Source organism: Andreprevotia lacus DSM 23236 (assembly GCF_900176275.1).
Taxonomy (GTDB): domain Bacteria; phylum Pseudomonadota; class Gammaproteobacteria; order Burkholderiales; family Chitinibacteraceae; genus Andreprevotia; species Andreprevotia lacus.
Genome location: NZ_FWXD01000052.1, coordinates 1 through 12,561, shown reverse-complemented (window position 1 = coordinate 12,561; position 12,561 = coordinate 1). Strand labels below are relative to the sequence as shown.

Here is a 12,561-nt window from a genome sequence, read left to right as displayed (position 1 = left end):
GATGGGCAGATTACGAAACAGGGCAAGGCCGATGACGAGCCAGACCACATGTTCAGCTGGCAGCTTGCGCCTGCGGATTGAGGCTTTACCGGACGATGAGAGGGCTTGTTCGATCCAGTCGGGGTCGATCAGCGTACTGAGTCGATCCAGATTGGTGGGGATCCGGCTCAGGGTATGTGCGAGTTCGTGGTGCAGGGGGGTCATGTAAAAAGAGGGCGTGAATCACGTCCTCTTTTTAACTCAATACCAGCGGCTAGCGCTTAACTGACTGGCATTAGGCCATGCCGGGTTTTTTGTTGGGGGTGTTGATGCCGGTCATCCACAGATAGCCGCCCCCGCATGCATCACGGGCGCTTACCGCTTGCGCAGCAAGGTCATGCCATCGCCCAGCGGCAGCATGCAATGCTCGACGCGTTCATCATCGCGCAGCTGCTCGTTCAGTTCGCGCACGATGCGGATGCCGGGGGCTTCGTCATCTTGTGCGGTGGCCACACTGCCGCCCTGCAGCATGTTGTCGAGGATGACCAGCCCGCCCGGCCGCAACAATTGCAGTGCACGCTCGTAATATTCGGGGTAGGGCGGCTTGTCGGCATCGACGAATACGCAGTCGTAGCTGCCTGCCGCACCGTGCGCCAGCAAATCATCCATGGTGCGCAGGGCCGGTTGCAGGATCAGCGCGATGCGTTCGGCCACCCCGGCCGCCTGCCAGTGCTCGCGCGCCACGCGGGTGAAGGTGTCGCTGACGTCGCAGGCGGTCACCCGGCCGGTTTCGCCCATGGCCAGCGCCGCAGCCAGCGCGCTGTAGCCGGTAAAGGTGCCGACTTCCAGATAGCGCTGTGCGCCGATCAGCCGCAGCAGGAACATCAGCAGCAGCCCTTGCTCGGGTGCCAGTTGCATCTTGCCCAGTCTGTGGTCTTGGGTGGCGGTGCGCAATTGGATCATGGCTGCGGGTTCGCGCGAAATGCTCAGCCAGTAGTCGGCCAGGGGACCGTCCAGCGGCAGGGTAGTACGGGTCATGAACTAGGTATTGTGTTGTGAGGGGTGGATGGCCAGTTGCTGCAGGCGCACACGTTCAAGCTGCAGTTGCAGGTCGACCTGGCGCAGCTGCTGCACGACCTGTTTGGGCAGGCGCAGCGCGCCTTGCTTGAGTTCGCGCGACGTGACCGCATCATGCAGGCGCTTGTGGTGGACCAAGGCCTGGCGATAGTCACCGACGTCAAGGAACAACTGTGACAGCAACTCCTCGGTTTGCAGGCGCAATTGTGCCAGATTGGCGCTCTCGCCGATCTGGTTGGCGGTCTGCAGACATTCCAGCGCGGCCTTGGGGCGCCCCAGTTTCTGGTAGGTGCGGCCCAAGTGCAGCAGCACGCGCCCCTCGCCCCACTGGTTGTTGGTATCGCGGTAAATGCGGTAGGCATCGTTCAGGAAGCGTTCCGCGTGCTCCAGATCGCCTTGCTCGAAATGGATCAAGCCGTAGTAGTAAACGATTTCCGCGCGCCAGACCGGGCGCACGATGCCCTGGTCGAGCCATGCCTCGGCAGCACCCAGCGCGGTCATGGCCGTGGCGTGGTCATGCATGCGATAGGCGTCGCCGGCAATATTGATCTGGATACCGCAACTCAGTAGCGGCTGATCCAGCGGCCGGGCAATCTGCTCGGCGGCGCGGTGGAAATGCAGCGCGTTCGCATAGTCATCAAACGCGTAATACACCTTGCCGATGCCGATATAGGCCAGCGCGCAGAACTGGCGTTCATCACGCTCGCCGGCCAGTTCCAGGCAGCGCAGCCAGGCATCGAGGGCCTGGTGATAGTCGCCCGCGTGGTAATGCATCTCGGCCTGCTCGTTGTGCGCCCAGGCCAGCAGATCCTGGCGGTTCTCGCGCTGCAACAGGCGAATGGCCTCCTGCATGATGGCCGCGCCCTGGCGTGGCCGCCCGCCAAGGCTGGCGGCGCGCGCACGCTCGCGCTGGGTGCGGGCGACCAGCGCGGCATCGCCCAGCGCTTGCGCCTGCGCCAGCAATTGATCGGCGCTTGCGAGCGCGGCATCGCGCGGCTGGCCCATGTCGATGCGCTCGCGCAGCGTATCGATGGCCATGGCCAGCTCGGTGGGCGTGATGTTTTCCATGGACGCCCTCATGCCGTCGCTGCTTCACGCACGCGGTTGCGCCCGCCGCGCTTGGCGCTGTAGAGCGCCTGATCGGCTAGCGCGATCAGTGATTCGATCGTATCGGTGGCGCGCAGTTGCGCGCAGCCTATGCTGACCGTCACGCGCAGGCCGGGTGCGATCTCGTCCCAGTCGAAATTGGCCACCCGCTGGCGGATACGCTCGGCCACCTGTACCGCCACCGGCAGGGTGGCGCCGGGCAGGACCAGTGCAAATTCCTCGCCGCCGTAGCGGGCCAAGAGGTCGGCATCACGTATGCCCTCCTGCAGCAGCAGGGCGCCCTCCTGCAGCACACGGTCGCCGGTCTGGTGCGAGAAATTGTCGTTGATCAGCTTGAAGTGATCGAAGTCGATCACCAGTATCGCCAGCGGCGTGCCGCTGCCCTGCGCCAGTTTCACCAGATCAGGCAGGCGTTGATCCAGCGTGCGGCGGTTGTAGATGCCGGTCAGCCCGTCGCGGTAGGCAGCGGTTTCCAGTTGTTTCATCTGCTGGCTGGTGGCCTGGCTTTGCTGGCGCAGTTGCTGCACCTCCAGCTCGGACGACATCAGCCGCAGCTTGATTTCCAGATTGGCCAGCCGGCGCGCCGAGCTGCGCGTGGCCTGCGTGGCCAGCCCCTCGCGGGCGATCTGCATGTAGTGATCGTGAAAACCGATGTAGTGCATGACCGCGCGCGCATGGTCGCCGCGCGCCTCGTAGAGCTTGGACAGCTCTTCGTGGATCTGCATGATGAGGTTGGCCGCGCCAAAGCGCATTACTACATCCAGCGCGCGCTTGAGGAAGTTCTCGGCCTCGGCATCGTTGCCCTGCTTGCGCGTCATGCGCCCCAGCGACAACAAGGTCACGGTCTGATCCCACAAATAGCCTGTTTCGAGGTTGATCTCGTAGGCGCGATCCAGATACCGGCGGGCCAGCTCGAACTCGCCCGATTCGCTATAAATCAGACCCAGGTAATTGCACATCTCGGCCAGCCAGTCGCGGCGCAGCGGCAGGATCAGGTGTTGCTCGGTGCCCAAGAGGACGCTCTTGGCAATATCCAGCCGCTTGAGCTTGATCAGGTCTGAGGCGAGGAACAGGCTGCTCTTGGCGCACAGGTCGTCATCGCCCAGCAGCTGCGCGAACTCATGCGCCAGAGAGTGGTAGTAGAACGCCTGCTGGCGATCATCGTGCACGACATACAGATCGCCTATACCCAGGCAGGCTTCCACCACGGTGGCCACGGATTCGGTCTGCAGTGCGCCATTCAGGCATTGCAGCCAGCTTTGTAGCGCCAGCGCAGGGTGGCCAGCCGCGACGTGGCACTGGGCAACCACATGCTGCAACTGCGCGCGCAAGGCACCGGCCGTTTGCTCCGGCGCCAGCTTGAGGGCGCGGGTGACGAGGGGCTTGGCATCGCGCCAGCCGGACAGTACGAAGGCGGACTTGGCCCACCACAGCAAGGCACGTGCTTCGCCCTCGGCATAGGCTGCCTTGCGTGCAAGCTCGACCGCCTGCTGCGCCAGCACCAGCGTTTGCTCGCAGCGGGGCGCGTAGGAGGCTTGCGCCTCGTCGATAAGGCGCTCGATATCGCTGAAAGGGGCGGGTGTGGCTGTTTTCATCGGCAGTGTCGGTGTCACTGCCATTGTAGGCATTGTGCTTGCTGACTGACAGTGGGGAAGCGCTCTAGTGTCGTCGTACACAAAACCCTGCTGGCTGCGTTGCACTCACTTGCCGTACCACTTGTACTGTCTGCGTTTCGCGCGCCTTGCCAGCACCGCTGCGCTGGGTTTTGTGTGCGACGCCCCCGCGCCTGTTCGCACTGGCCGCCCTTTGCACTGGGCGAGCCGGCATCAAGAACCCGGCAGAGCCATGTTCTCAACGGTGGTGGCAAGTTAAGCCGCGGTTCTTCTCGCTTGAATCCACCCCCCGCCCCCGCCACTGCGAAGGGGCCTCGCTGACGCTCGTCAGTGGCACGGAAGGGCGATGCCGGGCTGAAGCACCATGCCACCGTTCTTTCTCGGGCTATCCGGGCCGTAGTGGTGGTCCTGCCAGCTGGTGAGAGCCGACGAACGGTCAGCCGTTCAGCTGGCCGAGCAGCTCGCGCAGCTCTTCAGTGTCGTAGCTGTCGCGCATGCGGGCGATCAGTGGCTGTATCTTGCTCAGGTCGGTGGTCAGTACCTGCTGTTTTACCTTGAGCAGTTGCGCCGGCAGCATCGAGAAGCGCCGCAGTCCCAGCCCCAGCAGCAGGCGGGTCAGCGCCGGGTCGCCGGCCATTTCGCCGCACATCGACACCGGCTTTTCCAGCCGGTTGGCGGTGTCGATCACATGGCCCAGCAGTGAAATCACTGCCGGGTGCAGCGGGTCGTACAGGTGGTTGACCGCATCGTCGTTGCGATCCACTGCCAGGGTGTACTGGATCAGGTCATTGGTGCCGATCGAGACGAAATCGAGCTGTGCCAGGAAGGACGCCACAGTCACCGCTGCGGCCGGTACTTCGATCATGCCACCCAGCTCGATCTGCTGGTCGAAATGCACACCTTCTTCCTTGAGCTGTGCCGCCACTTCGTTCAGGTGCTTGCGGATCTGCTTCACTTCACCCACGTTGGACAGCATGGGAATCAACAGCTTGATCTTGCCAAAGGCCGATGCGCGCAGCAGCGCGCGCAACTGGGTGCGGAACAGTTGCGGCTCGGCCAGGCACAGGCGGATGCCGGTCAGCCCCAGCGCCGGGTTGGGGGTTTCCACCTCTTCCTGCCACTTGGGGATCTTGTCCTTGCCCAGGTCTATGGTGCGGATGATGGTGGGCTTCTTGCCCATGGCCTGCGCCACCTGCTTGTAGGCCTCGAACTGTTCGTCCTCGGTCGGCAGGTCGTCTTCTTTCAGGAACAGGAATTCGGAGCGGAACAAGCCGACGCCGTTGGCGCCGTTGGCCAGCGCCTGCTCGCTGTCCTCGGGCAGTTCGATATTCGCGAACAGCTCGATTTCTGTGCCGTCGCGCGTAACCGCCTTCTTTTTCAGGATGCCCTGCAGCGCATCCTTCTTTACCTGCCATTGTTCCTGGCGGGCGCGGTATTCAGTCAGCGTGGCTTCGTCCGGGTCGACAATCACCGTGCCGTTCACGCCATCGACGATGATGGTTTCGCCATCGCGGATCAGCGCGCGTGCATGGCGCAGCGCCAGTACCGACGGCAGATCAAGGCTGCGCGCGAGAATGGCGGTGTGCGACGTCGGGCCGCCCACATCGGTGACGAAAGCGACGTAGTGACTGTCCTTGAACAGCACCATGTCGGCCGGCGACAAATCGTGCGCCACCAGAATGCCATCGCCCGAATGCGGTACTGGCAGCGGCGACAGCGCATCATGCCCGGCCAATGCCTTGAAAATGCGCTCGGCCACCTGCAGCACGTCGGTACGGCGCTCGCGCAGGTATTCCTCTTCGATTTCGTCGAACTGCGCCAGCAGCACATCCAGTTGCTGCTGCAGCGCCCATTCGGCATTGCATTTCTGCGCGGCGATCACGTCGCGCGGCTCGCGCGACAGCGTGTGGTCGTTGAGCAGCATGATGTGCAGGCTGAGAAAGGCGCCCAGCTCGGTTGGCGCATTCTCGGGAATGCTGCCCCACAGCTGCTCCAGTTCCTGGCGCGCATGGCGGATGGCCACATCGTAGCGGTGCTGCTCGGCCGGGATGTCGGCATCGTGCAGCATGTAATGGTCGATTTCGATATCGGCCTGCGAAACGAGGTGCGCGCGGCCGATTGCGATGCCGCCGCCGATACCGATGCCGTGCAGAGAGATACTCATTCGACTTCCTCGTTCCTGTTGCCCTGTGGGCTTATCGCTTTATGTATGACTGCTGTGCCGGCCCCGGGGCCGGCCGGGGCTTACTCGCCCTCGCCGAACTTGTCTGCCACCAGTGCTTTCAGCGCTTCCAGCGCCTCGACCTCATCCGGGCCATTGCTGGTGTCGATGGTGATGACGCTGCCCTTGCCGGCAGCCAGCATCATCACACCCATGATGGATTTGGCATTCACGCGGCGCTGGTTGCGGCTGATCCACACCTCGCACTGGAACTGGCTGGCCAGCTGGGTGAACTTGCTCGATGCCCGCGCATGCAGACCGAGTTTGTTGACGATTTCGACTTCTTGACTGGGCATATCCTGGTTCCGTTTTATTCGTTGCTGCCCGGCAGCATGTAAAGCACGCCTTCCAGACCACCGGTAATGGCCTTGCTGACCACGGTTTCCAGCGGTTGATGGCAGTAGGTCAGCGCGCGCACCAGCATGGGCAGGTTGACGCCGGCCACGGCCTCGACCTTGCCCGGCACGATCAGCCGGTTGGCGACGTTGGACGGGGTGCCGCCGTAAATGTCGGTCAACAGCAGCACGCCGCTGCCATCGTCGAGCGATGCAATCATCTGGCGTGCCCGTTCGACAACCTTGTCCGGGTCATCTGCCTTGCTCACGGCCAGTTGCGCCACGTTGGACAGGGGGCGTCCCATGATGTGCTGAGCACACGACATGAGCGCGTCGCCAAGCGATACGTGGGTAACGATGATGATGCCGACCATGCGGATGGCTTTCCTTTCGCGTCGTTGTCTTGATGACGCCTGAGTATCATGAATTGATGAAGTTATACCGCAATCCGGCCTGCCTTCCCAGCCGGGGGCGTTGGCCTTGTGCTGACTGCAACAGCGTCAGCGCAGACGGTATAGATGAGATGGTTTTTTCTTCCATTCCAGTCGTTGTTGCAAGCCCGGGGTGACGTAAATACTGCCGTCCGTGGCAATCACCAGTGCCTCACGGCTGCCATAGTTGCCGCTGTACAGCATGGTCTCTTCCCGCCCGCCGATAAAGGCAGTGCGCGCGGCCACCTGTGCCAGCGTTGCCGCCTGCAGCGATGGCGGGGTGAGCACGACGGTCAGCCTGGTCTTGTGCGCGGCCTGGCCGCTGCGCGGGTCGATCACCGGGCTGACGCCGGCCAGACCCAGTGCCTCGCCCGGCTTGAGTGCCAGCATGGCCAGTGTGCCACCCGACGGATCGGGCAGTGCAACCCGCCACGGCGCCTCGCCGCGCTTGCCCTGCGCCAGTGCCACGTCGCCCAGCTGCAGCAGCGCGTTGAAGGCACGATGGCGGCGCAAGGTGGCGGCACTGCGGTCCAGCGCCCAGCCGTGGCTGAAGCCATCCAGCCGGATGGCGCCGGCCACGTCGCCGCTGAGCGTGTTGCCGTCGAATTGCTGCTCGGCCAGCCGGGCCGGGCCGACCGGCGGCACGGCTTCGACCGCCGAGGCATCGCTGGCGGCCACGGCACGGCGCGGGCCGGCCGGAGTGAACAGGCCATCGCTGCGCTGCTCCAGCGCGGCCGCCAGTTGCAGTGCTTCGCGCAGTTCGTCGTCCAGTGCGGCGGGTTCGCCGCGTGCCAGTACGGCATTGGCAGCGCTCAGTGCGGATTTGGGGCCGTTGCCCAGCTTGCTTTCGGCCCTGGCCACCTCGGCCAGCACCGCATCGGCTTGCTGTGCGGCCACGTCGGGCTGCAGGCCCCACAGGGCGAGCTGCATGCGCTGCCCGAAAGCCGGGGCATCGCGTTGATAGAGCGGCTCGCGGTTGCAGGCGCCCAGCAACAGCACGGCGCCCAGACACAGCGCGGTGCGCAGCGCACTACCCGGGCGCCTGTATGCACGACGCACCGCAAGCCGCGCGGCGGGCGGGCTGCGGCGCGGTGCACTCACTGCGGAAGTCGGGTACACGGCTGGCCCTCAGCCAAGCTGGCGTTCCAGCGCATCGATGAACAATGCGGCAACGTCGATGCCCGATTGCGCGGTGATTTCGCGGAAGCAGGTCGGGCTGGTGACGTTGATTTCGGTCACCTTGTCGCCGATCACGTCCAGCCCCACCAATAGCAGCCCTTCGGCGGCCAGCCTGGGGCCAAGCGCTTCGGCGATGGCACGGTCGCGCTCAGTCAGCGGGCGGGCTACGCCGGTGCCACCGGCGGCCAGGTTGCCGCGCGTTTCACCCGCCTTGGGTATGCGCGCCAGGCACCAGTCCACCGGCTTGCCGTCGATCAGCAGGATGCGCTTGTCGCCTTCCTTGATGGCGGGCAGGTAGCGCTGCGCCATGATGGTCTGGCTACCGTTGGCGGTGAGGGTTTCGATGATGCTGCCCACATTCGGGTCATCGCTGCGCACGCGGAAAATGCCCATGCCGCCCATGCCGTCCAGCGGCTTGAGGATGATGTCGCCGTGCTCGGCCAGAAAGGCACGCAGATCGTCTTCCTGCTGCGTCACCAGGGTGGGCGCGATGAATTCCGGGTGCTTGAGGATGGCGAGTTTCTCGTTGTACTCGCGCAGCGTGCGGCCGGGGTTGAACACACGTGCGCCCTGCGCCTCGGCCAGGGTCAGCAGGTGCGTGTTGTACAGATACTGCTGATCGAACGGCGGGTCCTTGCGCATCACCACCGCGTCAACGTCGCGCAGCGCCAGCGTTTGCGGCGCGCCGGAGATGAACCACTGGCCGTATTCCTGCGTGTCGCTCAGCGCGAACGACTGCGCCTGAACTTCGACCACGCCGTCCTTTGCGCGCAGGCTGTCGGCCTCGCAGGTGTAGAGGGTGTAGCCACGCCGGCTGGCCTCGACCAGCATGGCGTAGGTGGAATCCTTGTAAATCTTGAACTTGACCAGCGGATCGGCAATGACGAGCAGTTTCATGCAGCCTCCAGCGGCTTAGATGGCCATGGCCAGCGCGGGTTCCGGGGCGGTGGCTTCCAGTTCGTGCGCGCCGGCCAGCAGTGCCAGCCGCGCGATCACGCCATAGGCGTAGAAACGGTTGGTTTCGCAATCCGGGTTGCCGTCGCATTCGGGCGTGTTGGGCGGCGAGGCAAACGCCAGCGGCACGAACTTGGCGCCGGGTGCGTTCAGGTTCTCGTCGATGCCGCGTTCGGTGTGTACGCGGTAGAAACCGCCCACCACGAAGTGATCTACCATGTAGACCACAGGCTCGGCAATCGCGCCGTCGATGCTCTCGAAGGTCGGTACGCCTTCCTGCACGATCACGTCGTGCACTTCCAGCCCTTCCTTCACCACCGACATCTTGTTGCGCTGCTTGCGGTTGAGGCCGATCAGCTCTTCGCCCGACTTCACGCTCATGATGCCCATGCCATAGGTGCCGGCATCGGCCTTCACGATGACGAACGGCGTCTGGTTTATGCCGTACTCGGCATATTTGGCGCGGATGCGCGCCAGCATGTCGTCCACGGTGGCGGCCAGCTTTTCCTCGCCGGTGCGCTCGTGGAAGTCCAGCCCGCCCACTTTGGCAAAGTAGGGGTTGATTACCCACGGGTCGATGCCGATCAGTTTGGCGAATTCGTTGACTACCTTGTCATAGGCGGCAAAGTGATTGGTCTTGCGGCGCATGTACCAGCCAGCGTGCAGCGGCGGCAGCACGGTTTGCTCGATATCGCGCACGGCATCAGGCACGCCGGCCGACAGGTCGTTGTTCAGCAGTACCACGCAGGGGTCGAAATCAGGCAGGCCAAGGCGCTTGCCACGGCGCACTACCGGCTCCAGCAGCAGTTTGCCGCCATCAGGCAGTTCGAATTCGGTCGGCTCGGTGATATCCGGGTTGACGGTGCCGATGCGCACCTTGAGGCCGGCATGGCGCAGGATGCGCGCCAGTGCGGCCACGTTCTGCAGGTAAAACTGGTTGCGGGTGTGGTTTTCCGGGATCAGCAACAGACGGCGGGCGTCCGGACAGAAGCTTTCCGCCGCGCTCATCGCAGCCTGTACGGCCAGTGGATGGAATTCGGGGTTCAGGTTGTTGAAGCCGCCCGGATAGAGGTTCATGTCCACCGGCGCCAGCTTGTAGCCCGCATTGCGCAGGTCCACCGAGCCATAGAACGGCGGTGTGTGCTCCTGCCACTGATTGCGGAACCAGTGCTCGATGTCCGATTGGGCGTCGAGAATCTTGCGCTCCAGATCGAGCAGGGGGCCGGATAGCGCGGTAGTCAGGTGGGGGACACTCATGATCGGTTCCGTTGGCGTTCTACGAGTGCAGCATATGGTGGCGGATGCAGCAAATTCAATGCCGGTTAACGGCTGGACAGCAGCAGGCGTGCCGTGCTGGTCACGCCTGCGCAAAGGGAATGGTATTGCGGCCGCTGCCGGGGCGGCGGGCCGCGAGGTTCAAGCCCGGTCTGGCAGGGGCGCCAGAGCCGCGGTGTGACGGCCGCTTCAGAGTACGGCCAGCACCGTATCCAGTGGCTTGCGCGGTTTCTGCGGCCAGTTGCCACCGGCGTCATGCCCCACGGTGACCAGTATTACCGGCACGTCGTGGGCGTCCAGCGCGAATTCTGCCGCCACCCCGGCGGCATCAAAGCCGCTCAGCGGGCAGCTGGCCAGCCCCATGCCTTCAGCGGCAAGCATCAGTGTCATTGCGGCCAGCGAGGCAGAACGGATCGCCTCGTCGCGCTGGCCTTGTGGATTGTTGTCATAACCCTGAGTGGCATAGTCCACCATGCTCTGGCGCAGTGCTTCGTCAAACAGGCCGGCATCCACCGTGGCCTGCAGCGTGTGGTGCAACTCGCGGTGCGGTGCCAGCCGGCCGCAGATGATGAAGGTGACCGAAGCATCCACGACCTTGCGTTGCCCATAGGCCTGCGGCAGCAGGCGTGCCTTGGCCTCCGGCGTCTGCAGTGCGATGAAGCGCCAGTTCTGGCTGTTGTAGGCACTGGGGGCCTTGGTGGCCAGTGCCACCAGCGAGCGCAGGCTGGCGGCATCCAGCGGGCGGTCCGGGTCGAAGTGGTTGCAGGAACGACGTTGTGCGATCAGTTGCTGAATGGTCATGGGACCTCTCCTGGCGGATGGGGAATGGAAACCGTTGCTGATGCAGGTCGGGCTCACTGTTGAGGCCCGGTTGCTGATGCGCACATTGTTATTGCGAACAGTTTTTGAATAAATATGAATACAATTTCGACATTCATAACCATTGGTTAGTAATGTGGACAAATTGCGCTGCATGCAGGTTTTTGCCGCCGTGGTGGATGCGGGCAGCTTCAGTGCTGCTGCAGATACGCTGGACATCACCCCCGTCATGGTGGGCAAGCATGTCCGCCAGCTTGAAAGCCAGCTGGGTTTGCGCTTGATCGAACGCAGTACGCGCCGGCACAGCATTACCGAGGCCGGCAAGCAGTACTACGCCAGTTGCCGGCAGGTGCTGGAGTTGATTCAGCAAGCCGATGCAGCGCTGGAGCCATTGCATCATCAGCCACGCGGTTTGTTGCGCGTCAGCGCCCCGGTCACGATGGGGAGCCAGGTGATTGCGCCTTGCCTGGCCGCGTATCTGGCGCGCTACCCGGAGGTGGAGGTGGAGCTGTTGCTGAGCAACAGCATGGTTGACCTGATCGGCGACAACTTCGACCTGGCCGTGCGCGTCGGCCCGCTGCGCGATGAAGGGCTGGTGGCCAAAGCGTTGCCGCCCCACCAGCTTGCGCTGGCGGCGTCACCCGATTATCTGGCCAGATACGGTACGCCGGCGCATCCGGCCGAGCTGGCCGAGCACCACTGCCTGACACACCGCTTGTGGAGCGAGCGGCAGGGCTGGACCAGCATTACTGACCGTGATGGCAATCAGTGGCCGACCCGCAGCAGGCTGGCCTGCAATGACAGTCAGGCGCTGCGGCAACTGGCGCTGCAAGGGGCGGGTATCACGCGGCAACCGCTGGTGTTGCTGCGGGCCGATCTGGCCGCCGGGGCGCTGCTGCCGGTGCTGCCGGACTACTGGCCGGCACCCTTGCCATGCAATCTGGTCTACCTGCCGGACGTTCGCCCGCGCCCCAAGCTGCACAGCTTGGTCGATTACCTGCTTGAAGTACTGCCGGACTGGTTGGCATGTTGAGAGCCTGTTATGCATCCACAGCCGTCATCCGGGGATAAACCGGCATCAATCACCCGGCAAAGCCGGGTGCTCACCGGTTGCTAAAGGTGAAGCAGCGGCTCTCATCCGTTTGATTCCGCGCCCCCCGCCCTCGTGTATAGACCGGAGACATGGGTCACAGGTGTTCGGGGACATGGGTAACACTTCTTGTCATCCCAGCACCTGTGGTGCGCATGTCAATTGTCCCAATTTCGAAGCGGCTGAACCAGACCGTCCAGACCCCATCCATCAAGGTGGGCCGTAGTCCAATGCGTTGGCCAATGAAGGCACGGCCGATCTTGAAGCGCTGCCCCTGGAAGGTAATCAGCGCCGCCTTATCCACCTTGTAGGTCTTGTCGCTGGCCAGGTATTCCGGCTGCGGCAGGACCTCGGGGTAAGCGATCTCACTCGTACGATAGCGTGTGATCGGCGTCGCCATCCCCAGGGCCTCATGGGGCCGCACCGTGTTGTATGTCAGGCGCCAGCGGTCAAATTCCCGCTGCGCCTCGCCGTTGTCGAT

General features: G+C 63.7%; 13 protein-coding genes. 1 reads left to right on the top strand and 12 read right to left on the bottom strand.

Annotated features, from left to right (window positions below):
- From B9A19_RS23385 to B9A19_RS21210, 11 genes are all read right to left on the bottom strand, one after another.
- Positions 1 to 204, bottom strand: a 204-nt coding sequence (locus tag B9A19_RS23385) for a transposase domain-containing protein (RefSeq protein WP_176216858.1), incomplete at its 3' end; no start/stop codon positions are given.
- A 150-nt stretch (positions 205 to 354) separates the two neighbouring features.
- Positions 355 to 1,017: a class I SAM-dependent methyltransferase gene (locus B9A19_RS21255; protein ID WP_084093157.1), complete on the bottom strand. Its 663-nt coding sequence runs from the start codon at positions 1,015 to 1,017 to the stop codon at positions 355 to 357.
- Between the two features lie 3 nt (positions 1,018 to 1,020).
- Positions 1,021 to 2,124 carry a tetratricopeptide repeat protein gene (locus B9A19_RS21250; RefSeq protein ID WP_176217055.1) on the bottom strand — a complete coding sequence of 368 codons (1,104 nt, stop codon included), beginning with the start codon at positions 2,122 to 2,124 and terminating at the stop codon, positions 1,021 to 1,023.
- Positions 2,125 to 2,132: 8 nt separating this feature from the next.
- Positions 2,133 to 3,791 (bottom strand): tetratricopeptide repeat-containing diguanylate cyclase, encoded by a 1,659-nt coding sequence (locus B9A19_RS21245; protein WP_084093155.1) that lies wholly within the window; start codon positions 3,789 to 3,791, stop codon positions 2,133 to 2,135.
- A 421-nt stretch (positions 3,792 to 4,212) separates the two neighbouring features.
- A complete protein-coding gene (gene ptsP, locus B9A19_RS21240; RefSeq protein ID WP_084093154.1) occupies positions 4,213 to 5,940 on the bottom strand; it encodes a phosphoenolpyruvate--protein phosphotransferase in 1,728 nt (575 codons plus the stop codon).
- Positions 5,941 to 6,020: 80 nt separating this feature from the next.
- Positions 6,021 to 6,293: an HPr family phosphocarrier protein gene (locus tag B9A19_RS21235; protein ID WP_084093153.1), complete on the bottom strand. Its 273-nt coding sequence runs from the start codon at positions 6,291 to 6,293 to the stop codon at positions 6,021 to 6,023.
- A 14-nt stretch (positions 6,294 to 6,307) separates the two neighbouring features.
- Positions 6,308 to 6,706: a PTS sugar transporter subunit IIA gene (locus B9A19_RS21230; protein ID WP_084093152.1), complete on the bottom strand. Its 399-nt coding sequence runs from the start codon at positions 6,704 to 6,706 to the stop codon at positions 6,308 to 6,310.
- 126 nt (positions 6,707 to 6,832) lie between these two features.
- Positions 6,833 to 7,822, bottom strand: coding sequence for an FAD:protein FMN transferase (locus tag B9A19_RS21225; protein WP_139799041.1), 990 nt, complete (start codon positions 7,820 to 7,822; stop codon positions 6,833 to 6,835).
- A 69-nt stretch (positions 7,823 to 7,891) separates the two neighbouring features.
- Entirely contained in the window at positions 7,892 to 8,839 is a 948-nt protein-coding gene (gshB, locus tag B9A19_RS21220) for a glutathione synthase (RefSeq protein WP_084093150.1), read from the bottom strand.
- A gap of 15 nt (positions 8,840 to 8,854) precedes the next feature.
- Positions 8,855 to 10,153, bottom strand: coding sequence for a glutamate--cysteine ligase (gene gshA, locus B9A19_RS21215; protein ID WP_084093149.1), 1,299 nt, complete (start codon positions 10,151 to 10,153; stop codon positions 8,855 to 8,857).
- A 207-nt stretch (positions 10,154 to 10,360) separates the two neighbouring features.
- Positions 10,361 to 10,972 carry a nitroreductase family protein gene (locus B9A19_RS21210; RefSeq protein WP_084093148.1) on the bottom strand — a complete coding sequence of 204 codons (612 nt, stop codon included), beginning with the start codon at positions 10,970 to 10,972 and terminating at the stop codon, positions 10,361 to 10,363.
- Positions 10,973 to 11,126: 154 nt separating this feature from the next.
- Between B9A19_RS21210 and B9A19_RS21205 the strand changes: the two genes are divergently transcribed.
- Positions 11,127 to 12,023: a LysR family transcriptional regulator gene (locus B9A19_RS21205; RefSeq protein WP_084093147.1), complete on the top strand. Its 897-nt coding sequence runs from the start codon at positions 11,127 to 11,129 to the stop codon at positions 12,021 to 12,023.
- A gap of 154 nt (positions 12,024 to 12,177) precedes the next feature.
- Here the strand turns inward: B9A19_RS21205 and B9A19_RS23485 are convergent.
- On the bottom strand, positions 12,178 to 12,561 hold a 384-nt coding region (locus tag B9A19_RS23485), incomplete at its 5' end, for an integrase core domain-containing protein (protein ID WP_176217054.1).